Source organism: Pseudomonas sp. G.S.17 (assembly GCF_038096165.1).
Lineage (GTDB): Bacteria > Pseudomonadota > Gammaproteobacteria > Pseudomonadales > Pseudomonadaceae > Aquipseudomonas.
Genome location: NZ_CP151076.1, coordinates 1,740,266 through 1,763,479, shown reverse-complemented (window position 1 = coordinate 1,763,479; position 23,214 = coordinate 1,740,266). Strand labels below are relative to the sequence as shown.

Genomic DNA, 23,214 nt, shown 5'->3' with positions numbered 1-23,214 from the left:
AGCGTTTGGCGCATCCCGCCAAAGCCAGGCGTGGATGCGTATTCATTCATTCGGTCATAGCGCCGAATGAAGCGGCCTCACGCCGCGTCTTTCACCGGTTTCAACGACTGCGCCACCAGACTGCCGAACGACGCCACGGCACCCTGCAAATTGCCCAGGAAACGTGGATAAATCAGCCACAAGTCCATCACTGGTTTGAAATCCTTGACCGGCATCACCGCCAGTTGGTCGCGATGGATACTGCGCTCCAGCAACGGACGCGGCACCAGGCCAAGGCCCATGCCATCGGCCACCAGCCCCAGTTGCAATTCAGTGCCAAAGGTTTCCAGATTGACCTTCAGGCTCAGACCCTGATCGGTCAGCGTACGCTGCAAACCGGCGCGGAACCCGCAACCATCGGGATTAAGCACCCAACCCTGCTCGTAACAGTCCGCCAGCTTGACGGCTTTCTTCGGCAAGGCTGATTTGGCACAGACCACCACCAGTTCCATCTTGCCGATGGACTCGCCAATAATGTTCTCCGGGAAGATCTTGCCTGCCGGGAACAACGCCGCAGCGGCGTCCAGCTCGCCATTCTCGATCTTGTTGACCAAATGACTGCCCCAACCGGTTACCACCTGCGCGCGCAGGTCGGGGAATTCATTGCGCATGTATTTGAGCGCATCGAGCAACACCGCGTCGCCAATGGTCTGCGGCACACCAAGACGCAACAGGCCGCTGGGCGGCGTATCACTGGCGACCAATTCGCGCAGGGAATCCATTTCCCGCAGGATCGCCAGGCACTTCTGATAAACCTGAGTGCCCATTTGGGTGGGTTTGAGCGGCTTGGTGTTGCGATCGAATAACTCGACCCCCAACGCCTGCTCGAAATTCTGTACCCGACGAGTAATCGCCGGCTGGGTCAAACCCAGCGATTGCGCTGCATGGCTGATCGACTGGCAACGAATCACCGCCACGAAAGCATCGATATCATCAATTTTCATTCGGACTGCACATAAAGAAACGGGAAAGAGATAGGCGAAAAGCATAGTTGGAATTTGCTTGGGTGGATAGATCCTCGCGGCAGAGGCCTCGCTCCAACAAAACCAGGCGCATCATACCCATCCAACCAACATTTTGGTTATATCCTAATCATAAAAAAATAGCATATTAAACATCGCCATTATGCTTATATTAATCCATGCCTTAACCAAGCGCTGGATGCGATATGACGCAGACCCGACACCCGGAAAGACTCAGAGCCTTTATTGGCGCGCTGGCCGAGCTGATTGACAGCAATCCTCGCGAAGGCGACCTGCTGCATCGTGGCGGCAAGCTGCTGTCCCAACTGGTCAGTTACGACGACTGGCTGCCCGATGAATACGCCGTTCCCGATCCGCAGCGCTATCAGCAGTACCTGCTGCATGCCGACTCCCGGCAGCGTTTCTCGGTGGTCAGCTTCGTCTGGGGGCCGGGGCAAAGTACGCCGATTCATGACCACCGCGTCTGGGGCTTGATCGGCATGCTGCGCGGTGCGGAATTCTCCCAGGGCTTCGCCCGCAGTGAAGGTGGCCGCCTGGAACAGGAAGGCCCGGCGATTCGCCTGGAGCCCGGTCACGTCGAGGCGCTGTCGCCGCTCAGCAACGACATTCATCAAGTCAGCAACGCCTACAGTGATCAGGTATCGATCAGCATTCACGTCTATGGCGCCAACATCGGTGCGGTACGCCGTGCGGTGTATCAGCCTGACGGTACCGAAAAACTGTTTATTTCCGGCTATTCCAACGCCTTTTTGCCCAACATCTGGGACCTGTCTAAAGAGAGCCAAAGCCAATGACCCAGCCAACTACCCGATCCTTTGCCGATATCCGCCAGGCACTGCTGGATAAAAATGAACTGGCGCTGGTGGACGTACGCGAAGAAGCGCCGTTCGCCGAAGCCCATCCGTTGTTCGCGGCGAATATCCCACTGTCGAAAATCGAACTGGAAGTGTTCTCCCGAATTCCTCGCCGCGACACCGCCGTGACGCTGTACGACAATGGCGAAGGCTTGGCGCAAATCGCCCTTGAGCGTTTGCAGGCGCTGGGCTACAGCGACGTGAAATTGCTCGAAGGCGGTCTGCAAGGCTGGCGCGATGCGGGCGGCGAGCTGTTTATCGACGTCAACGTGCCGAGCAAGGCGTTTGGCGAACTGGTGGAGCATCATCGGGATACGCCGTCGCTGGCTGCTGAAGACGTGCTGCAACTGATCGAATCCAAGGCCGACGTGGTCGTCCTCGACGCACGCCGTTATGACGAATACCAGACCATGAGCATTCCCAGCGGGATCAGCGTGCCCGGTGCCGAACTGGTGTTGCGCGCCCGGGAGCTGGCGCCGGACCCGAACACGCGGATCATCGTCAACTGCGCCGGACGCACCCGCAGCATTATCGGCACCCAGTCGTTGGTCAACGCCGGTCTGCCCAATCAGATCAATGCCCTGCGCAACGGCACCATCGGCTGGCTGCTGGCCGGGCAAACCCTGGATCACGGCCAGGCCCGACGCTTTGCCGCGGTCAGCGAAGAAACCCGCGAAATTGCCAGCGCCGATGCGCGCCGGGTTGCCGACAAGGCGCAGGTAAAACGCGCCAGCCGTGCCAACGTGCACAGCTGGCAAGCAGACGCGACGCGTACGACTTATCTGTTCGACGTACGCACCCCGGAAGAATTCGCCAAAGGGCATTTGCCAGGCGCGCGCTCGACACCGGGCGGGCAATTGGTGCAGGAAACCGATCACTTCGCCAGCGTACGCGGCGCACGTCTGGTGCTGGTGGACGACGACGGTGTACGCGCCAATATGTCGGCTTCATGGCTGGCACAGCTGGGCTGGGAAGTGTTCGTCGTCGATGACCTGCACGCTGCTGACTTCAGCGAGCAAGGCGACTGGAACGCACCAATCCCGACGCCAGCTCAGGTCGAGGAAATCAGCCCGCAAACCCTGGTCGAATGGCAGGCGCATGGCGGCGTTGCAGTACTGGATTTCACCGCCAGCGCCAACTACGTCAAGCAGCACATTCCCGGCGCGTGGTGGACGCTGCGCGCGCAGCTCAAGTCGGCGCTGGAAAAAATCCCCGCCGCCGAGCGCTACGTCCTGACCTGCGGCAGCAGCAAGCTGGCGCGGCTGGCTGTGGCGGAGGTCGAAGCACTGACCGGCAAACCGGTGTTCCTGCTCAAGGACGGCACGGCCAGCTGGATTGCCGCCGGGCTGCCACTGGAAACCGGGGAAAGCCAGCTCGCCTCGCCGCGCATCGACCGCTATCGCCGACCGTACGAAGGTACCGACGCACCGCGCGCCGCCATGCAGGCGTATCTGGACTGGGAATACGGTCTGGTGGCGCAACTGGCCCGCGACGGCACCCACGGTTTTTACGTGATCTGACCCACCTATTTTCCAAGACCGCTGCACACCAACGGGACCGACCCCTCCAGGCGGAGGTCCCCGCTGCACTGTCCTCTAGCCTGGAGAAACACCCATGAGCTTTGCCCGCAAACCCGCACTGCCCTCGAAAAGCCGGCACCTGAAAAGCTTGCTGCTGGGCGCGCTGCTGAGCGTGACCCTGGGCCAACAGGCTCAGGCCGCAGACCTGCAACCCTTGCTGGTCGCCAATCAGAAATCCTCCATCAAGACCTTGCTGCAAGTCTCGGGCGAGCTCAAGGACGTGCCCTACGAAATCAAGTTTTCCGAATTCCCCTCCGCCGCGCCGCTGGGTGAAGCACTGAATGCCGGAGCCGTAGACATCGGCGCACTGGGCGACGCGCCCTACGTATTTGCCCTGGGCGCAGGCGCGCCCTTGAAAGTGGTGAGCATCACCCACGCTGAAGGACGCTTCACCACGGCGCTGTTGGTGCCCAAGGACTCGCCGATCAAGACCGTTGCCGACCTCAAGGGCAAACGCATTGTCACCGGACGCGGCTCAATCGGTCACTTCCTGGCAATCAAGGCACTGCGTGAAGCGGGCCTGCAAACCAGCGACGTGACCTTCATTAACCTGCTGCCCGGCGAATCGCGAATCCTGCTGTCCAGCGGCGGCGCGGATGCCTGGGCGACCTGGGATCCGTACACCACGGTTGCCATCACCCAGAGCCAGGACCGCGTGCTGATCAGCGGCAACGAGCTGCTGACCAATCACCTGTACCTGGCGGCGACCAGCAAGGCCATCGCCGACAAACGCGTACAGCTCGACGACTTCGTGGCACGGGTGGAACGCGCTTACCTGTGGAGCAACCTCCATTCGGACGAATACGCCGCAGCCGTGGCCAAGACCACCGGTTTGCCGATCGAAGTGCATCAGGCCATCGCTCGCGCCACCAAGATGCAACGGGTGGACATCGACGACAAGATCATCAAGGGCCTGCAAACCACGGCAGACATCTACCAGGAGGAAGGCATCCTCGGCAAAAAGATCGACGTCTCAAAAGGCTTCGACAAAAGCTTCAACGCTTCGCGTGCTCAGGTTGTGAAGACGGCCGCCCAGTAACCACAAACCACTCTGTTCACTCAATTCGATTCCGGAGAGCACGCTCATGAGCAAGCAAAGACAATTGAAATTCGGCGCCATGGTGCATGGCGTTGGTCACGGCTGGGGCGAATGGCGCCACCCGAACGCACAGGCCGATGCCAGCGTCAATTTCGGCTTTTACAAGCAGCAGGCGCAACTGGCCGAAGCAGCGAAATTCGATTTCGTGTTCATCGCCGACAGCCTGCACATTCATGAAAAATCCAGCCCGCATTACCTCAACCGTTTCGAGCCGCTGACCATCCTTTCAGCGCTGGCGGCAACCACTGAAAACATCGGCCTGGTGGCGACGGTCACGGTCAGCTACACCGAACCGTTCCAGGTCGCCCGGCAGATTTCTTCCCTGGACCACATCAGTGGCGGCCGGGCCGGCTGGAACGTCGTCACCTCATGGCTCAGCGGCACCGCTGATAACTTCAGCAAAGCCGAACATCCGCCCCACGCAGTGCGTTATCGCATTGCCAAGGAGCACGTGTCGGTGGTCAAAGGCCTGTGGGATTCCTGGGAAGATGACGCTTTTGCCCGCAACAAGCAGACCGGCGAGTTTTTCACCCCCGGCAAGCTGCACGCGCTCAATCACCAGGGCGAGTTCTTTTCGGTCAAGGGCCCGCTGAACATTGCCCGTTCCAAACAGGGCCAGCCGCTGATTTTTCAGGCGGGCACCTCCGAAGACGGTCGTAACTTCGCCGCAGAATATTCCGATGCAATCTTTGTCCACGCCGAGACGCTGGAAGAAAGCCAGGCCTACTATCGGGACCTGAAGAAACGCGCTGCCGGCTTTGGTCGCGACCCGCTGGACTTGTCGATATTGCCGGGCATCCGGCCTATCGTCGGTCGCGATGACGCCGAAGTGGAAAGCCGCTATCAGCAGGCTGTGGAGCTGGTGAGCATCGAAGACGCCATCGTCGCGCTGGGCCGCCCGTTCAACGACCACGACTTCAGCCAATACCCGCTGGACGCACCCTTCCCCGAGCTGGGCGATCTGGGCTCCAACAGCCAGAAAGGCGGTTCGGACCGCATCAAGCAACTGGCAAAAGATGAAGGTTTGACCCTGCGTGAAGTCGCGCTGCACTTCTCCCGACCACGACGTGAGTTCGTCGGCACCCCGAATCAGGTGGCTGACGCGATCCAGAACTGGTTTGAACAAGAAGCGGCCGATGGTTTCATCATCAATTCGCTGCTGCCCGATGGCTTGAAGTACTTTGCCGAACTGGTGGTACCGGTTTTGCAGGAACGAGGTTTGTTCCGCAGCGACTACAGTGGTTCGACGTTGCGCGAGCATTTCGGCCTGCAAGTACCGGTCAATCGCAATGCGCAGCAGGAAGCGCCGGTTGATCAGCAACAGCCGGCGTTGGCGTAGGCCCGATTCTGTGGGAGCGAACTTGTTCGCGAAGCAGTATTCCTGAAACGCAGGAGCAATGCCTCGCCAACAAGTTGGCTCCTACGATGATTTAGACCAAGGAAAACATAGATGACCGCATCCCCCCTTCGCCCCGTTGTCGTGCGTCCCGCTGGTATCGAGTCCGCCGAAGCGTTCGCCGCCAGACTGACGGCCATCACCGCGCTACTGGCAGAATCAGCCGAGCGCTATGACGCCAGCGGGGAATTCCCTCACGCCAATTTCCGCCTGTTGCACGAGCACGGACTGCTGGGCCTGACCGTCCCCACCGATCTGGGCGGCGGCGGTGCCGATCTGCTGCAAGCGCAACAGACCATCAGCGCCGTGGCCCAGGGCGAGCCTTCCACCGCGCTGATTCTGGTCATGCAATACATTCAGCACGCGCGCCTGCAGGACAGCAAAAGCTGGCCTCAGCATCTGCGCGTGCACGTCGCGCAACAAGCCGTGCAGGAAGGCGCGCTGATCAACTCGCTGCGGGTCGAACCCGATCTCGGCACCCCGGCCCGTGGCGGCCTGCCTGCGACCACGGCGCGACGCACCGCTGAAGGCTGGCGGATCAGCGGCAGCAAGATTTACTCCACCGGCAGCCACGGCTTGACCTGGTTCAATGTCTGGGCGCGCAGCGATGACGCCGATCCGCTGGTGGGTGCCTGGCTGGTGCACAAGGACACGCCGGGGATTCGCATCGTCGAGGACTGGGATCACTTGGGCATGCGCGCCACGTGCAGCCATGAAGTGATTTTCGAAGACGTACTGGTGCCGCTGGAACATGCGGTCAGCGTCAGCCCGTGGAGCGCACCACAGGCGGAGCTGGACCCGTCGGGCATGCTGTGGATGTCGGTGTTGCTGTCATCGGTCTACGACGGCGTCGCCCGCTCGGCACGGGAATGGTTCGTGCAATGGCTGGAAGAGCGCAAGCCGTCCAATCTGGGCGCGGCGCTATCGACTTTGCCGCGTTTTCAGGAAGTGGTCGGGCAAATCGACACCTTGCTGTTCAACAATCACAGCCTGCTGCACTCCGCTGCTCAAGGCCTGACCCCGGCAGCGCATGCCGCGCAGATCAAATACCTGGTCACCACCAACGCGATCCGCGCGGTGGAACTGGCCATCGAAGCGTCCGGCAACCCCGGCCTGTCACGCAGCAATCCGCTGCAACGCCACCTGCGCAACGTACTCTGCGCACGCATTCACACGCCGCAGAACGACGTGACCTTGATTGGCGTGGGCAAGGCGGTGTTTGCCCAGCGGGCTAAAGCCACGGACTAGCCGAACGGATACATTGTGGGACCGGACTTGTCCGCGAAGACGTGGGCGCAGGCAATGAAGCCGGGGCAGACGGATCGAGATTGGCCCGGCTGGCCTCTTCGGGGACAAGTCCCCTCCTACCGGCCCTGCACAGATCTGGTAGGACCGGACTTGTCCGCGAAGACGTGGGCGCAGGCAATGAAGCCGGGGCAGACGGATCGAGATTGGCCCGGCTGACCTCTTCGGGGACAAGTCCCCTCCTACCGACTGACTTGTCCGGGAAGACGTGGGCGCAGGCAATAAAGCCGGGGCAGACAGATCGAGATTGGCCCGGCTGACCTCTTCGGGGACAAGTCCCCTCCTACATAATGTTCAATGTTTGCTGCACATAGTGTCCGTGTGCTCAAACGGTCTCTAACCGCGCATCAACCCACCGCGATCTCGACATTCTGCCCACTCAAGCGCACCGGCCAGACCCGCAAGCGTTGTTCCGGGTATTCCAGGCAGCCACCGTCGTGCAGGCGGAAATGCTGCTTATACAGTGGCGAAGCAATCACCAGCTCGCCCTTGATGTTGCCGATCAGCCCGCGACCAATGACATTGACCCCCGATTGCGGGTCGCAATTATCCACGGCGTAGAGGGTTTTGCCCTCGGCGTCCGGCAGGTAGAACAGCGCGACTTGCTCGCCGTCCAGCCATACCACCACCCCGGAGTTACGCACCAGGTCTTGCTTGTTGCACACCGGGCGCCATTCGTGGGTATTTGACTGGCTCATGAGAGTGCCTCCTCGGTAACAGGGATCAGGTTGAGTTCGGCGGCTGTTGCCGGGCGGCGCTGGCCGCGTTCCTTGACGAAATGGATGTCCGGATCGCCGCGTTTATCGTTGACGAAGGTACGGAAGCGCTTGAGTTTTTCCGGGCTGTTGAGGGTGTTGGCCCATTCGCACTCGTAGCGGTCGACCACCAGTTGCATCTGCGCTTCCAGCTCGGCGCCCAGACCGAGGCTGTCGTGGATGATCACGTCCTTGAGGTAATCCAGACCGCCTTCCAGGCTTTCACGCCAGACCGAGGTGCGCTGCAACTTGTCGGCAGTGCGGATGTAAAACATCAGGAAACGGTCGATGTAGCGGATCAGGGTTTCATCGTCCAGGTCGGTGGCGAACAGTTCCGCATGACGCGGACGCATGCCGCCGTTGCCGGAGATGTACAGGTTCCAGCCCTTCTCGGTGGCGATCACGCCGACATCCTTGCTCTGCGCCTCGGCGCACTCACGGGTGCAGCCGGAAACCGCAAACTTGAGTTTGTGCGGCGAACGCAGGCCTTTGTAGCGATCCTCGATGGCCAGGGCCATTTTCACGCTGTCCTGAACGCCGTAACGGCACCAGGTGCTGCCGACACAGGATTTCACTGTGCGGGTGGACTTGCCGTACGCATGCCCGGTTTCAAAACCGGCGGCGATCAGCTCGGACCAGATGTCTGGCAACTCATGCAGCTGGGCGCCGAACAGGTCGATCCGCTGGCCGCCGGTGATCTTGGTGTACAGATCGTATTTCTTGGCGACCACACCGATGGCGATCAGCTTGTCGGCGGTGATTTCCCCACCGGCAATACGGGGCACGACCGAATAAGTACCGTTTTTCTGCATGTTGGCCATGAACGTATCGTTGGTGTCCTGCAACGGCACCAGGGAAGCGTCCATGATCGGCTGGTTCCAGCAGGAGGCGAGAATCGAACCCACCGCAGGCTTGCAGATGTCGCAGCCGGTATGGCCGTGGCCATGCTTGGCGAGCAGTTCTTCGAAGGTCAGCACTCCCTCGACCCGTACCAGCGCGTAAAGCTCCTGACGGGTGTAAGCGAAGTGTTCGCACAGGCTTTTGTCGACACTGACGCCACGGGCGATCAGTTCATGCTCAAACACCGTCTTGACCAAGGCCGCGCAACCACCGCAACCCGTGCCCGCCTTGCACTGCGACTTGAGCACGCCCAGATCGGTACAGCCGCCGTCGATGGCCGAGCAGATCGCGCCCTTGGTGACGTTGTGACAGGAACAGATGGTCGCGGTTTCAGGCAGCGCTGCCGGGCCCAGGGTTGGCGCGCCTGCGGAGGAAGGCAAAATCAGGCTGGCCGGCTCTTTCGGCAGGACGATATTGTTCTGCATGTATTGCAGCAGAGTGTCGTAATAACTGTTGTCGCCCACCAGCACGGCACCGATGACGTGCTTGCCGCTGGCATCCACCACCAGGCGTCGATAGCTGGCGGTGGTCTGGTCGATGAATTGATAGCTGCGCGAACCGGGCGTATGGCCGTGGGCATCGCCGATGGAGCCGACGTCCACGCCGAGCAGCTTGAGTTTGGTGGACATGTCGGCGCCCATGAACGGCTCGCCTTCGGTGCCGCACAGCAGTTGGGCGACACCACGGGCCATTTGGTAACCGGGCGCCACCAGACCGAAGATGCTGCCATTCCACGCCGCGCATTCGCCAATGGCGTAGATGTGCGGATCGCTGCTCTGGCACTGGCTGTCGATGACCACACCACCGCGCGGGCCAATCTCCAGGCCGGACTGGCGAGCCAGCGCATCCTGGGCACGAATGCCGGCAGAGAACACGATCAGGTCGGTTTCGAGGAATTCATCGTTGCCGAAGTTCATCCGGTAGCGATATTCCTCGCCAGCGGTGATCGACTGGGTGCCGCGAGACAAATGCACGCCGACGCCGAGCTTCTCGATCCGGTCCTTGAGGGCGACACCGCCCTGCTCGTCGAGCTGCACCGGCATCAGGCGCGGCGCAAATTCCACGACATGGGCTTCCAGACCCAGGCTTTTCAGTGCATTGGCAGCTTCCAGACCCAACAAACCGCCGCCGACCACCACACCGCGTATCGCGTTGGTGGCTGCAGCGCGGATGGCGTCCAGATCTTCCAGGGTGCGGTAGACCAAGCGCGAATCGCCGTGTGCGCCTTCAATCGGCGGCACGAACGGATAGGAACCGGTGGCCAGGACCAGCTTGTCGTAATGGACACTGCCAGTCGCCGTGATCACCTGCTGGCCGTCGCGATCGATCTCCAGGACTTGGGTGCCAAGATGCAGGGTGACGCCCGGCGTCTGATACAGCGAGATATCGGAGAGCGCCAGGGACTCGGCATCCCGTCCAGAGAAATACTCGGACAGATGCACCCGGTCATAGGCGCGCATCTGCTCTTCACCGAAGACATGCAGTTGGTAGTGGTTCAGGGCGCCACCGGCGATCAACTGTTCGACACAATGATGTCCAACCATGCCGTTACCGATCACGATCAAGGTTTGCAGCGAGTCCAAAGGAGCAATATTGGAGTTCATAGATAGCACCCAGCCAAAGCCAATCACGGATAAAAAAGCAAAAAAAAACGCCTGAAACCTTGCGGTTCCAGGCGCCTTTGCCTGTTCATTTGTGGTGTCGATCCGGCCTCTGTGCCCGATTCACCCATCTTGCCCACGGCCTGCTGGCTGCTCGATCTTCGTTGACCGACGGGGCTGTCCACTCGACTGCGTATGCGGTGGACCTGATGAGTGATAAGCAGAATGTGTGCCAGCTTGCATTCTGAATTAATCTGCCGTGCTCGATGCACCCGCTGGCAGGTGCAGGTTTAAAGTCTTCGGCCAGGATTCCACCGGTTATCGCCAGTACGAACAGAACCTCGGCTGTCACCGCGCGCATGGCTCGACTCGCCTCTGCTTGGTGCATATCCATGGCGTGCGGCTATATATAAGTGCGTTTGCCGGGGGATTTGCAGCGTGGCTGGCGCCGATGCTCAACCCGCATAGACGCAGATCAATGAAGCCTGCGGGCAAGCTGATTATCCTCGGCGGTTTTGCCACCGAGCTTTCCCATGCCTCTGCCTACTCCCGAACTGCTCGCCCCCGCCGGCACCCTGAAAAACATGCGCTATGCCTTCGCCTACGGCGCCGATGCGGTCTACGCCGGTCAGCCGCGCTACAGCTTGCGCGTGCGTAATAACGAATTCGATCACGCCAATCTGGCCATCGGCATCAGCGAAGCCCAGGCTCAGGGCAAGCGTTTCTACGTGGTGGTCAACATTGCGCCGCACAACGCCAAGCTCAAGACCTTTCTCAAGGACCTGGAGCCGGTGATAGCCATGGGCCCGGACGCACTGATCATGTCCGATCCCGGCCTGATCATGCTGGTGCGCCGCCATTTCCCGCAGATGCCGATCCACTTGTCGGTGCAGGCCAACACGGTGAATTGGGCCAGTGTCGAGTTCTGGCAGCAGCAAGGCTTGAGCCGGATCATTCTGTCCCGAGAGCTGTCCCTGGAGGAAATCGCCGAAATCCGCCAGCACGTGCCCGCCATGGAGCTTGAAGTGTTCGTCCACGGCGCGTTGTGCATGGCTTACTCGGGGCGCTGCCTGCTGTCGGGCTACATCAACAAGCGCGACGCCAATCAGGGCAGCTGCACCAATGCCTGTCGCTGGAAGTATTCGGCGGAGCAGGCGACGGAAAATCAGCTCGGCGACATCGTGCAGACCTTCCAGCCCCAACCGACCCTGGGCGATGGCGCGCCGACCGATCAGGTGTTTCTGCTACAGGAATCCAATCGACCGGGTGAACTGATGCCGGCGTTTGAAGACGAGCACGGCACTTACATCATGAATTCCAAAGATTTGCGCGCTGTGCAGCACGTGGAGCGTCTGACGCAAATGGGCGTGCACTCGCTGAAAATCGAAGGCCGGACCAAATCCCACTTCTATTGTGCGCGGACCACTCAGGTTTACCGCCGCGCCATCGACGACGCGGTGGCCGGTCGCGCGTTCGACCGTAGCCTGATGACGGATCTGGAGTCCCTGGCCCAGCGCGGCTACACCGAAGGTTTCCTGCGGCGGCATGTGCACGACGAGTATCAGAACTACCAGAACGGCAGTTCGGTATCAGAGCGGCAGCAGTTTGTCGGCGAACTCACCGGCGAACGGCGTAACGGGCTGGCCGAAGTGAAGGTCAAGAATCGCTTCAATCTGGACGACAACCTGGAACTGATGACGCCGCGTGGCAACTTCCACTTCGATCTGGAGTATTTGCAGAACACCCAGGGCGAAGGGATCGGCGTAGCGCCTGGGGACGGGCATACGGTTTACCTGCCGATCCCGGAAGCGGTGGATTTGCGATTTGGGTTGTTGATGCGGGATGTGAGCCTTGAGCTTGACTGAAGTGCGCCAGGCGTGGATACCGTCTTGATCGTCATCACACAGCCATTTGAACTTGCGCCTATCCCGCAGGACTGGCTTTAGCCCGGAGAGGCCGGTACATCGCAGCAGCTGCGGCGTCCGACCTTCCGCGCTCCCGGCTAAAGCCGGTCCTGCGGATCCAAAAAACGCACAGACAAAAACGCCGCTCTATTGAGCGGCGTTTTCGTAAATATGGAGCGGGAAACGAGACTCGAACTCGCGACCCCGACCTTGGCAAGGTCGTGCTCTACCAACTGAGCTATTCCCGCAATGGCGTCCCCTAGGGGACTCGAACCCCTGTTACCGCCGTGAAAGGGCGGTGTCCTAGGCCACTAGACGAAGGGGACACGCTAACTGAAACACATGGTGTGTATTTCAGTGCCCAAATCCGCATCCGAAGACTTGGATCTGGCTTCACTCAATCTCGCCCGAAGGCCAGACTGCTTAAAAATGGAGCGGGAAACGAGACTCGAACTCGCGACCCCGACCTTGGCAAGGTCGTGCTCTACCAACTGAGCTATTCCCGCAATGGCGTCCCCTAGGGGACTCGAACCCCTGTTACCGCCGTGAAAGGGCGGTGTCCTAGGCCACTAGACGAAGGGGACACACGTACAACATTCACTACTTATTTGCGTTTCGCTGTGTGCTTTACGCTGTAAGTGGCGCGCATTCTATGGATGGATTGATAAGTCGTCAACCCCATTCTGAAAATTTATCTAAATCAATGACTTCGCCGTTCTTTTAGAAGATGTCGCGCCTGGGAACGCGCCATCGCAATGACGCCATGAATAAATAAAGTCCGACCAGTACATCTATGCGCAATAGTGCTTAGCCACTACACTCGGCCCAAATTACTTGAAGAAATAGAGGTTCGCGCGGTGACACCACTCATGATTACACTGATGGTAGTAGCTGGCATCGCACTCCTGATCGCGATTGGCTACCTGAACCACGTGGCCGAGAACGCCAAGCTGGACAAAGCCCGGGCGAAAGTTGAGTTGAGTGATCGACTGCGTCGCTGCTCTGAGATATCAGAGACTTTTCCAGGTCAGCTGGTCTCCCCGGCGTTGAAGCTATTAATGACACGCCTGGAACTCAACGTCCTGCAGCGCATGCAGGCGCTGGATAAAGGCAACGACCAGGTCAAGACCCGGATCGGCGAACTCAACGCATTGGTTGCCCAGGGCGAAGCAATCGTCGTCACCAACCCGGTAAGCCCGATCCAGACCGAAGCCAAGGCCAAGGACGTGCGCTTTCTATTGGAAGCACTGCACGGTCAGGTCACGCGCGCCGCACATGACGGTTTCCTGCAGACCAGCGAAGCCAAGCACTGGATTCGCGAAATCCGCAACATTCTGGTCATGCTGCACATTGAATTCTTCAATAACCTTGGCCAGGCAGCTCTGTCGCAGGAACAACCGGGTCAGGCACGCCTGGCGTTCGAACGCGGCGTGCAGTATCTGCGCAACCAACCCGATCCGGTCACCTATCAAAACGCGCTGGTGGCCATGGAAAAACAACTGGCTCGCGCCAACTCCATGGTCCTGACCAACATTGCGCCGACCGAAGATGACGACAATGCCCTGACCGAAGGCCTGAAAGCCGACGAAGTCGAATCGGAATGGAAGAAAAAGGTTATCTACGACTGATAGAAGACAGCAAGATTTCGTAGGACCGGCTTTACCCGGGAGAACGCCCTCCCGGCTAAAGCCGGTCCTACGGAATAATGAAAGCCAAATCAGCAGTCAGTAGCAATCAGAAATATCCGCGCCAACGCCTCGATACCTTGCTGATCCTGCTCCGAGAAACGACCGACACTCGGACTGTCCAGATCCAGAACGCCAATCAGGCGCCCTTCCTTGATCAATGGCACCACCAACTCACTGTTCGAGGCGCTGTCGCAGGCGATGTGCCCAGGAAACTCGTGCACGTCCTGCACGCGCTGGGTTTCCCGACTCTGGGCCGCCGCGCCGCATACGCCGCGCCCGAACGGAATTCGCACACAGGCGATTTGCCCCTGGAACGGGCCAAGCACCAGCTCTTCGTCACGGTTCAGGTAAAAGCCCGCCCAGTTCAAATCGTCCAGCTGGCTATAAAGAAACGCAGAAAACTGCGCCGCGTTGGCGATAAAGTCGCGCTCGTCGGCCAGCAGTGATTCCAGCTGCGCGGCCAGCAGACGATAGCCATCAAGGCCGCTGCCGGCGTTTTGTAGATCGATCATGGTTGCTGCTCCAGCAGTTTGAGGCCGACCCAATACCGTGCGAACTGATAGGCACAACGGCCATTGCGATTGCCGCGCCCGGTTGCCCAGCGGATCGCCAGCTTGTCCAGCTCCGCATCACGCTGCCAGCTCAGGCTCGCAGCCTGTGCCAGCTGGGTGATCCAGTGCTCGACGACATTCAGGTAATGCTCCTGGGTGAACGGGTAGAACGACAGCCACAGGCCGAAGCGGTCAGACAAGGCGATCTTGTCTTCCACCGCTTCACTGGGGTGCAGTTCGCCGTCGACATGTTTCCAGTTGGCGTTGTCGCTTTCTTTTTCCGGCACCAGATGGCGGCGGTTGGACGTGGCGTACAGCAGCACGTTGTCCGGCGCCTGCTCCAGCGAGCCGTCGAGCACACTCTTGAGCACGCGGTAATCGCTTTCACCCGCCTCGAAGGACAAGTCATCGCAGAACAGCACGAAACGCTGGGGCAGCTTTTGCAACTGCTCGACAACACGCGGCAAATCCCCGAGATGATCGCGCTCGATCTCGATCAGGCGCAGACCGGCTTGGGCGTACTCGGCGAGCAGCGCACGAATCAGCGACGATTTGCCGGTGCCGCGCGAACCCCAGAGCAGCGCATGGTTGGCGGGCAGGCCGTCGATGAACTGCCGGGTGTTGCGCCCCAGTTGCTCGCGTTGCAGGTCAACCCCTATCAGGTCCGACAGGCGCATGTCGAGGCTGACTTCCAACGGCATCAGATAGCCACTGCGCCCTTCCCGAACCCAGCGCGCCGCCAGCGACCTGTTCCAGTCAACGGCCTCCCGAGGTGCTGGCAACAATGGCTCAAGGCGTGCAAGAACGGCGTCGGCGCGCTCAAGAAAAGCATTCAAACGAGAATCCACGTTATCTCCTTAGATTGTTGATAAAGCCAAGGGCTGATCGGCTATGCTTGCCCCGCGATGGACACGAGATGTGGCAGTGCCCCCTATGGATATAGCGTTTACTAACCGGCTCTCGTACAAGCAGGCCCGACTCACCGTCCTGGTCGGCTTCATTCTGGGGACGTTGCTGAGCCTGTTACAAATTACCCTCGATTATGCCAGCGAAGATGCATCCATCGATCGTGAAATTCGCTCGTTGCTGGAAATCAGTCACAACCCCGCTTCGCGCATTGCCTACAACATTGACGCCGAACTGGCTCAGGAACTGACCCTGGGCCTGCTGCGATCCCCTGCGGTGGTCAGCGCCAGGCTGACCGACAACAACAATATGGTGCTGTCCAGCGTCGAGCGGCCTTTTGCCCAAAGCCCCTATCGCATGGTCAGCGATTTTCTGTTTGGCGAGAGCCGCCAGTTCGAAGATGCGTTGACGCTGGCCCATCTGCCAAACGAACCCATCGGCACCCTGCGCCTGAATGTGGACACCTTCGCGTTCGGCAGTCACTTCCTGCAGCGCGCCGAAATCACCCTGATTACCGGGTTCGTCCGCAGCCTCGCCCTGGCCGGCATCATGATGCTGCTGTTCTACATGACGCTGACCAAGCCGCTGATACGGGTGATTGGCTCGCTGACCAATCGCGAGCCCAACAGCCCGACGCCGAACAAAGTGCTCTGCCCGCCCAAACATGAAAACGACGAGATCGGCGTGCTGGTGCGGGCCGCCAACCGGCAATTTGAAAACGTCGCCAATGAATTCGCCCGCCGCCGCGATGCCGAAGACCGGCTCACCGCGCACCTGAATGAACTGGAAGACATCGTTTCGGCGCGCACTATCGAGCTCAAGGCCAGTAACGCACGGCTGAGTCAGTCCAACGAAGAATTGCAGATCGCCCGCAGCACCGCCCTGGATATGGCCCATGCGCGTTCGGCATTTCTGGCCAACATGAGCCACGAAATCCGCACCCCGCTCAACGGATTGCTCGGCATGCTCGCCCTGTCGCTGGACAGCCCGCTGAATGCCGAGCAGCGCCAACAGCTGTCCATCGCCCATGACTCGGGCAAAGTGCTGGTCGAGTTGCTCAACGACATCCTCGACATGTCCAAATTCAATGCCGGGCACCTGGAGATGGAACGCATCCCGTTCGATCTGGGCGTACTGGTCGAGGATACCGCCAACCTGCTTTCGCAAAACGCCGCGCCCAGTGTCGAGCTGACCTGCCTGATTGATCCGAATTTTCCGGCCATGGTCATGGGCGATCCGACCCGGGTTCGGCAGATCGTCAGCAACTTGCTCTCCAACGCTCTGAAATTCACCCGATTCGGGCGGGTAGACGTGCGCCTGAGCACTTACCAGGATGCGGACACCCGAGAAAACCGGGTGCGCATCGAAGTCTGCGACACCGGAATCGGCATCGCCCAAGAGGCCCAGGCCAGAATATTCCAGCCCTTCACCCAGGCCGAAGCCGCCATTACCCGGCAGTTCGGCGGCACCGGCCTGGGCCTGGCGCTGACGCATAATCTCTGCGAAGCCATGTCCGGCCATTTGAGCATTCATTCGCAGTCAGGCCTGGGCAGCCAGTTCTGTGCCGACCTGCCGCTGCCCATTCATCTGGCAGCCATCACCCCGCCGGCGCTGCGTGGCCGCGTCGTGGTGATCAGTGCCGCGGGAAGCGGACTGGTGGAGTTGCTGGCTAACCTGCTCCCCGCCTGGGGCATCGAATACCAACGCTGGGGAATCGACGACAAGATTATCTGCGCAGGTTTGGATGCCGCGCCTGCGCTGCTGATCACTGACTGCCCGGAATGCCTGTTCGGCCTGCGGCCGGCGACGCACATCCCTATTCTACTGGTCACCGCCTACGGCAACTTCATGCCCAGCGAACAGGTCAGCGCCCTGGCACCCTTGCAGCAACAGGCCCGCCCGCTGGCCCGCAACGCGCTGTATCAGACGCTGCGCCGGGTCATGCAGCACGGCGACTCGGTAACTGACGATCTATTGCAGGCCATCGATTTGAGCGGCAGCCACTCGGCGAGAATCCTGTTGGTGGAGGACAACCCGGTCAACCAGCTCGTGGCCAAGGGTATGTTGAGCAAGCTGGGGTGCGAGGTCATCGTCAGCAGCCACGGCGCGGAAGCGCTGCAACAACTGGAACTGCACACGTTCGATCTAGTGCTGATGGACTGCAACATGCCGGTCATGGACGGCTACGAAGCGAGCCGCCAGATCCGCCGCAGCGGACGCTGGCCGCAACTGCCGATCATCGCCCTCACGGCCAACGCCATGCCCGAAGAGCGCGAGCGCTGCCGGGCTGCCGGCATGAGTGATTACCTGGCCAAGCCGTTCCGCCGCGCCGAGCTGATCAGCCTGCTTGATCAATGGATACCGGCCAATAACACCGGATGAGCTACTTGAGCAGCGCTTCGATTTCGCCCGTCAGATCTTCAGGCTTGGTCAGCGGAGCAAAGCGTTTGACCAGCTTGCCGTCCTTGCCGATCAGGAATTTGGTGAAATTCCATTTGATACGCTCGGAACCCAGCAATCCTGGTGCCTGCCTCTTGAGCTGGACGAACAATGGATGAGCGTCGCTGCCATTCACGTCGATCTTCTTGAACAGCGGGAACGTGACGCCGAAATTCAGCTCGCAGAAATCACTGATGGCTGATTCGTTACCCGGCTCCTGCTTGCCAAACTGATTACACGGAAAGCCCAGCACCACCAGGCCCTGATCCTTGTAATCCTGCCAAATTTTTTCCAGCCCTTTGTACTGCGGAGTAAAGCCGCATTTACTGGCCGTATTGACCACCAGCACTGCTTTGCCGGCGAAATCGGCAAGCGTTTTCTGCTCGCCCTTGATCGTCGTGCAGGGGATGCTCAGCAGGTTTTCGCTCATGACGGTGGCTCCAGAATAGAAACAGGGATTGAAGTTAGCGCGCAACTGATTGGCGCGCACTTCAATTCTCGGTCGTGATGAGCGCCTATAAGGCAGTGCAGCCAGGCAATCAGTCGCGCGGGACCAGATCCAGGCAGACCGAGTTGATGCAGTAACGCAGCCCGGTTGGCGGCGGGCCGTCCGGAAACACATGCCCCAGGTGCGCATCGCATTTGAAGCAGACCACTTCGGTGCGAATCATGCCGTGGCTGACATCCCGCACTTCAACCACTGCACTGCCTTCGATAGGCGCGTAGAAGCTCGGCCAGCCGCAGCCGGAATCGAACTTGGTCTCGGAATCGAACAACGGCTCGTTACAGCACACACAATGGTAGACGCCTGCGGTCTTGGTGCTGTTGTACTTGCCGGAAAACGGCCGTTCGGTGGCTTTGAGGCGACAAACGTTGTACTGCTCGGGATCGAGCATCGCTCGCCACTCTTCGAGGGTTTTGTCCAACTTTTCCACGGGTACACCTCCGCAACTGAAAAAGCCTGATCTGTATCTTCTCCACAGATCAGGTGGCACGTATGATTGCGCCTTCGTTAGACGCCAGTCTGTCACCCGCGTTTCAAGCATACAAACCCATTTTTCACGGCGTCACACCCGGCGAACCACGTGATCACCTAGTCGCGGCTCGTCCATTTTCGGGAACAATCACCATGCAGGTCAGCAAATCGAACAAGCTCGCCAACGTCTGTTATGACATTCGCGGGCCAGTGCTCAAGCACGCCAAACGCCTGGAAGAGGAAGGCCATCGCATCCTCAAGCTGAACATCGGCAACCCTGCGCCATTTGGTTTCGAAGCGCCGGAGGAAATCCTGCAGGACGTCATCCGCAACCTGCCGACCGCGCAAGGCTACAGCGATTCCAAAGGCCTGTTCAGCGCCCGCAAGGCGGTGATGCAGTACTACCAGCAGAAGCAGGTCGAAGGCGTCGGCATCGAGGACATCTACCTGGGCAACGGCGTCTCCGAGTTGATCGTGATGTCGATGCAGGCTCTGCTCAACAACGGCGATGAAGTGCTGATCCCGGCGCCCGATTACCCGTTGTGGACCGCGGCTGTCAGCCTGGCGGGCGGCAACCCGGTGCATTACCTGTGCGACGAGCAGGCCAACTGGTGGCCGGATCTGGCCGATATCAAGGCCAAGATCACCCCGAACACCAAGGCCATGGTGATCATCAACCCGAACAACCCGACTGGCGCGGTGTATTCCAAGGAAGTCCTGCTGGGCATGCTGGAACTGGCGCGCCAGCACAAGCTGGTGGTGTTCTCGGACGAGATCTACGACAAGATCCTCTACGACGACGCCGTACATATCTGCACCGCGTCCCTGGCCCCGGACCTGCTGTGCCTGACCTTCAACGGTCTGTCCAAATCCTATCGCGTTGCCGGCTTCCGCTCCGGCTGGGTCGCCATTTCCGGTCCCAAGCACAACGCGCAGAGCTACATCGAAGGCATCGACATCCTGGCCAACATGCGCCTGTGTGCCAACGTGCCGAGCCAGCACGCCATTCAAACGGCCCTTGGCGGTTACCAGAGCATCAATGACCTGATACTTCCGCCCGGTCGCCTGCTGGAACAGCGCAACCGCACCTGGGAACTGCTCAACGACATTCCCGGCGTCAGCTGCGTCAAGCCAATGGGCGCGCTGTATGCGTTCCCACGCATCGACCCGAAAATCTGCCCGATCCACAACGACGAGAAGTTCGTCCTGGACCTCCTGCTGTCGGAAAAACTGCTGGTGGTCCAGGGCACCGCGTTCAACTGGCCGTGGCCGGATCACTTCCGTGTGGTAACCCTGCCTCGCGTCGACGAACTGGACATGGCTATCGGGCGTATCGGTAACTTCCTCAAGACCTATCGCCAGTAACCGCGCCTGCCGCCCCCGTTATTGCGCGCCCGACCGGCCGCAATACGGCGGGCGGGCAACCTGTCAGCAGCTACCATGAAATTAAATCCCCGCTCGCCGATGAGCTTGCCGTGCCCGCCGCTCTGGGTCGGGAGCCTTGCGACTTGACGCAATTACGACGCAACCCGACAAAACGACACAGTTTGAAATAGTCCCCGGGTTGAATAGCCGTAAGCATCACCTTATATACCCCGCAACGTGTTACATATTCTTCACGAGGAGAACTTCCAGACCATGATGCGCATTTTGCTGTTTTTGGCCACTAACCTGGCGGTCGTGCTGATAGCCAGCATCACCCTGAGCCTGTTTGGCTTCAACGGGTTCATGGCGGCCAATGGGGTTGATCTGAACCTCAGTCAGCTGCTGGTTTTCTGCGCTGTATTTGGTTTCGCCGGCTCGTTGTTCTCGCTGTTCATCTCCAAGTGGATGGCGAAGATGAGCACTGGCACCCAGATCATTACCCAGCCACGCACCCGGCATGAGCAATGGCTGGTGCAGACCGTCGAACAACTGTCCCGCGACGCTGGCATCAAAATGCCAGAAGTCGGGATCTTCCCAGCCTACGAAGCCAACGCTTTCGCCACGGGCTGGAACAAGAACGACGCACTGGTTGCGGTCAGCCAGGGTTTGCTGGAACGCTTTTCGCCCGATGAAGTGAAAGCGGTGCTGGCCCACGAAATCGGTCACGTTGCCAACGGCGACATGGTTACCCTGGCGCTGGTGCAGGGCGTGGTGAACACCTTTGTGATGTTCTTCGCCCGCATCATCGGCAACTTCGTCGACAAGGTGATCTTCAAGACCGAGAACGGCCAGGGCATCGCGTATTACGTGACCACGATCTTTGCCGAGATCGTCCTGGGTTTTCTCGCCAGCGCCATCGTCATGTGGTTCTCGCGCAAACGAGAATACCGCGCTGACGAAGCCGGTGCACGTCTGGCGGGCACTGCGGCCATGATCGGCGCCCTGCAGCGTCTGCGTTCCGAACAGGGCGTGCCGGTGCAGATGCCGGACAGCCTGACGGCCTTCGGTATCAATGGCGGCCTCAAACACGGCCTGGCTGGCTTGTTCATGAGCCACCCGCCGCTGGAAGAACGTATCGAGGCGCTGCGTCGTCGCGGTTGATAGAACCTGTTACAGCTTGAATGAAGGGCGACGCGAGTCGCCCTTTTTTGTGGGTTGGCGGTGAGTCAGCGCCGCGCCAGGCGATAAACCCGCTCGTCAAGCCGGCTACCGCCGCGCTGAACGAACTTCCAGCTTTCCCCCAGCACATCGCAGGTCTGCAAGGTTTCCAGCTGCCAGCCGGACGCAAACAGACGTTGCACCTCTTCATCAGGTACCGAGAACGGCGGGCCTTCGACTTCCGACTGCTCATAATCCAGGGTAATCAGCAGCCCCTTGCAGCTCCCGGACAATATCTCGCCGAGATGCTGGACATATTGCTCTCGCATGGCGGGCGGCAACGCGATCAAGGCCGCGCGATCGTAGAGCGCCTGACAATCCGCCACATCGGCGGCCGTCAGTGCGAAAAAATCGCCGCACCACAACTCCACCGGTCCAGCGCTGTAGACCTTGAACGCTCCTTGCTGACGAATCGTGGGCTGCAATTGATGTTCACTGAAAAAATCTGCGATGGCCTTTTCCGACAACTCGATGCCTTTGACGCTGTAGCCTTGCTGCGCCAACCAGCCAAGGTCCAGGCTTTTACCGCAAAGCGGCACCAGGACACCTGCGCCCTGCGCCACCGACAATAGCGGCCAGAAGCGCTCAAGGTATGGATTGGTCTGTTGCTGGTGGAAGCCGATCTGATCACTGGCCCAACGTTGATGCCAAAAGTCAGCCTGCATGAAACCTCCCGAAAATTCGATCAAAGCGCGCTAAAACTTATATTAGATTTAGATCAATGTCTGCTTGAAGATGAGGCATCTTATCGCTCAGGGCTCTCGACATGTTCCCCAGCTTATTTATCTCACACGGCTCGCCCATGCTCGCGCTGGAACCCGGCGACAGCGGTCCGGCCCTTGTTCGGCTGGCCGCCGGGATGCCAAAGCCACGGGCCATCGTGATTGTCTCGGCGCACTGGGAAAGCCAGGATCTGCTGGTCAATGGCAACCCACAACCGGAAACCTGGCATGACTTCGGCGGCTTCCCGGCCGCGTTGTTCGCCGTGCAATACCCCGCGCCCGGCCTTCCCGAGCTTAGCCTGCAAGTCGCCGCCCTGCTCGGTGCCGCCGGCCTTCCTGCACGCATCGACAGCAAACGCCCGTTCGACCATGGTGTCTGGGTGCCGCTGTCCCTGATGTATCCGCAGGCCGACATTCCCGTGGTGCAGGTTTCCCTGCCCAGCCGCCAGGGACCGGCGCTGCAGACCAAAGTCGGCCGAGCGTTGGCCAGCCTGCGCGATGAAGGCATATTGGTCATAGGCTCCGGCAGCATCACCCACAATCTGCGCGAACTGGACTGGCATGCCGGCCCGGAAAGCGTCGAACCCTGGGCGAAGGAGTTTCGTGACTGGATGATCGACAAGCTGGCCAGCAACAACGAAGCCGCACTGCACGACTACCGCACGCTGGCGCCGCATGCTGTGCGCAGTCATCCGAGCGATGAGCACTTGCTGCCGCTGTACTTCGCGCGGGGCGCGGGCGGTGAATTCAGCGTGGCGCATCAGGGTTTTACGATGGGGGCGTTGGGGATGGATATTTACAGGTTTGGGTGAGTAGCCACCGCGCGCTCTAGGAGCCAACTTGTTGACGAGGCGTCGTGCCTATTCGCGAGCAAGCTCGCTCCCACCCAACTTGTCCCCGAAGAGGCCGGTGCAAACGCTGAAAATCTTTCTC

The 23,214-nt window shown here is 59.9% G+C and carries 19 protein-coding genes and 4 tRNA genes; 11 read left to right on the top strand and 12 right to left on the bottom strand.

Annotation, left to right across the window (positions count from 1 at the left end):
* Nucleotides 1-77: 77 nt before the first annotated feature.
* A complete protein-coding gene (locus tag AABC73_RS08055) occupies nt 78-983 on the bottom strand; it encodes a LysR family transcriptional regulator (RefSeq protein ID WP_341523141.1) in 906 nt (301 codons plus the stop codon).
* A 224-nt stretch (nt 984-1,207) separates the two neighbouring features.
* Between AABC73_RS08055 and AABC73_RS08050 the strand changes: the two genes are divergently transcribed.
* The 5 genes from AABC73_RS08050 to AABC73_RS08030 all read left to right on the top strand — a co-directional run bounded on the left by AABC73_RS08050 (nt 1,208) and on the right by AABC73_RS08030 (nt 7,199).
* Nucleotides 1,208-1,816 carry a cysteine dioxygenase gene (locus AABC73_RS08050; protein ID WP_341523140.1) on the top strand — a complete coding sequence of 203 codons (609 nt, stop codon included), beginning with the start codon at nt 1,208-1,210 and terminating at the stop codon, nt 1,814-1,816.
* The gene (locus AABC73_RS08045) at nt 1,813-3,396 is read left to right on the top strand and encodes a rhodanese homology domain-containing protein (protein ID WP_341523139.1); all 1,584 of its coding nucleotides are present in this window, start codon (nt 1,813-1,815) and stop codon (nt 3,394-3,396) included. The genes AABC73_RS08050 and AABC73_RS08045 overlap by 4 nt, the downstream gene beginning before the upstream one ends.
* Nucleotides 3,397-3,490: 94 nt before the next feature.
* Entirely contained in the window at nt 3,491-4,495 is a 1,005-nt protein-coding gene (locus AABC73_RS08040) for an ABC transporter substrate-binding protein (RefSeq protein ID WP_341523138.1), read from the top strand.
* Between the two features lie 46 nt (nt 4,496-4,541).
* Complete coding sequence (locus tag AABC73_RS08035; protein WP_341523137.1) at nt 4,542-5,894, top strand: LLM class flavin-dependent oxidoreductase; 1,353 nt, start codon at nt 4,542-4,544, stop codon at nt 5,892-5,894.
* Nucleotides 5,895-6,005: 111 nt separating this feature from the next.
* On the top strand, nt 6,006-7,199 hold the full coding sequence (locus AABC73_RS08030; RefSeq protein ID WP_341523136.1) for an acyl-CoA dehydrogenase family protein: 1,194 nt from the start codon (nt 6,006-6,008) through the stop codon (nt 7,197-7,199).
* 404 nt (nt 7,200-7,603) lie between these two features.
* On the opposite strand, the gene nirD is transcribed toward AABC73_RS08030, so the two are convergent.
* Together nirD and nirB are read right to left on the bottom strand one after the other, a co-directional pair.
* Entirely contained in the window at nt 7,604-7,954 is a 351-nt protein-coding gene (gene nirD / locus AABC73_RS08025; RefSeq protein WP_341523135.1) for a nitrite reductase small subunit NirD, read from the bottom strand.
* Nucleotides 7,951-10,515 (bottom strand): nitrite reductase large subunit NirB, encoded by a 2,565-nt coding sequence (nirB, locus tag AABC73_RS08020; protein ID WP_341523134.1) that lies wholly within the window; start codon nt 10,513-10,515, stop codon nt 7,951-7,953. Before nirB ends, nirD begins: the two co-directional genes overlap by 4 nt.
* 530 nt (nt 10,516-11,045) lie before the next feature.
* Between nirB and yegQ the strand changes: the two genes are divergently transcribed.
* Nucleotides 11,046-12,377 (top strand): tRNA 5-hydroxyuridine modification protein YegQ, encoded by a 1,332-nt coding sequence (yegQ, locus tag AABC73_RS08015; protein WP_341523133.1) that lies wholly within the window; start codon nt 11,046-11,048, stop codon nt 12,375-12,377.
* A 211-nt stretch (nt 12,378-12,588) separates the two neighbouring features.
* On the opposite strand, the gene AABC73_RS08010 is transcribed toward yegQ, so the two are convergent.
* From AABC73_RS08010 to AABC73_RS07995, 4 genes are all read right to left on the bottom strand, one after another.
* Nucleotides 12,589-12,664, bottom strand: a tRNA-Gly gene (locus AABC73_RS08010).
* Between the two features lie 2 nt (nt 12,665-12,666).
* A tRNA-Glu gene (locus tag AABC73_RS08005) sits at nt 12,667-12,742 on the bottom strand.
* A 104-nt stretch (nt 12,743-12,846) separates the two neighbouring features.
* Nucleotides 12,847-12,922 (bottom strand) — tRNA-Gly (locus AABC73_RS08000).
* Nucleotides 12,923-12,924: 2 nt separating this feature from the next.
* Nucleotides 12,925-13,000, bottom strand: a tRNA-Glu gene (locus AABC73_RS07995).
* A 285-nt stretch (nt 13,001-13,285) separates the two neighbouring features.
* Here AABC73_RS07995 and AABC73_RS07990 point away from each other — a divergent pair.
* Nucleotides 13,286-14,044: a hypothetical protein gene (locus AABC73_RS07990; RefSeq protein WP_341523132.1), complete on the top strand. Its 759-nt coding sequence runs from the start codon at nt 13,286-13,288 to the stop codon at nt 14,042-14,044.
* 89 nt (nt 14,045-14,133) lie between these two features.
* Here the strand turns inward: AABC73_RS07990 and AABC73_RS07985 are convergent, their stop codons facing one another.
* Together AABC73_RS07985 and AABC73_RS07980 are read right to left on the bottom strand one after the other, a co-directional pair.
* Nucleotides 14,134-14,616 carry a GAF domain-containing protein gene (locus AABC73_RS07985; RefSeq protein ID WP_341523131.1) on the bottom strand — a complete coding sequence of 161 codons (483 nt, stop codon included), beginning with the start codon at nt 14,614-14,616 and terminating at the stop codon, nt 14,134-14,136.
* A complete protein-coding gene (locus AABC73_RS07980; protein ID WP_341523130.1) occupies nt 14,613-15,503 on the bottom strand; it encodes an ATP-binding protein in 891 nt (296 codons plus the stop codon). The genes AABC73_RS07985 and AABC73_RS07980 overlap by 4 nt, the downstream gene beginning before the upstream one ends.
* A gap of 85 nt (nt 15,504-15,588) precedes the next feature.
* Here AABC73_RS07980 and AABC73_RS07975 point away from each other — a divergent pair, with 85 nt between their 5' ends.
* On the top strand, nt 15,589-17,943 hold the full coding sequence (locus tag AABC73_RS07975; RefSeq protein WP_341524191.1) for a response regulator: 2,355 nt from the start codon (nt 15,589-15,591) through the stop codon (nt 17,941-17,943).
* 1 nt (nt 17,944) lies between these two features.
* Here AABC73_RS07975 and AABC73_RS07970 read toward each other — a convergent pair whose 3' ends face one another.
* Nucleotides 17,945-18,430: a glutathione peroxidase gene (locus AABC73_RS07970; RefSeq protein WP_341523129.1), complete on the bottom strand. Its 486-nt coding sequence runs from the start codon at nt 18,428-18,430 to the stop codon at nt 17,945-17,947.
* Nucleotides 18,431-18,539: 109 nt separating this feature from the next.
* The gene (msrB, locus tag AABC73_RS07965; protein ID WP_341523128.1) at nt 18,540-18,935 is read right to left on the bottom strand and encodes a peptide-methionine (R)-S-oxide reductase MsrB; all 396 of its coding nucleotides are present in this window, start codon (nt 18,933-18,935) and stop codon (nt 18,540-18,542) included.
* Nucleotides 18,936-19,129: 194 nt separating this feature from the next.
* On the opposite strand from msrB, the gene AABC73_RS07960 reads away from it, so the two are divergent.
* Nucleotides 19,130-20,341, top strand: a complete 1,212-nt coding sequence (locus AABC73_RS07960; RefSeq protein ID WP_020290614.1) for a pyridoxal phosphate-dependent aminotransferase — start codon at nt 19,130-19,132, stop codon at nt 20,339-20,341.
* Nucleotides 20,342-20,614: 273 nt separating this feature from the next.
* A complete protein-coding gene (gene htpX, locus AABC73_RS07955) occupies nt 20,615-21,502 on the top strand; it encodes a protease HtpX (RefSeq protein WP_341523127.1) in 888 nt (295 codons plus the stop codon).
* Nucleotides 21,503-21,567: 65 nt separating this feature from the next.
* On the opposite strand, the gene AABC73_RS07950 is transcribed toward htpX, so the two are convergent.
* Entirely contained in the window at nt 21,568-22,224 is a 657-nt protein-coding gene (locus AABC73_RS07950; protein WP_341523126.1) for a thiopurine S-methyltransferase, read from the bottom strand.
* A 101-nt stretch (nt 22,225-22,325) separates the two neighbouring features.
* On the opposite strand from AABC73_RS07950, the gene AABC73_RS07945 reads away from it, so the two are divergent.
* Nucleotides 22,326-23,093 carry a class III extradiol ring-cleavage dioxygenase gene (locus tag AABC73_RS07945; RefSeq protein ID WP_341523125.1) on the top strand — a complete coding sequence of 256 codons (768 nt, stop codon included), beginning with the start codon at nt 22,326-22,328 and terminating at the stop codon, nt 23,091-23,093.
* Nucleotides 23,094-23,214: the final 121 nt, after the last annotated feature.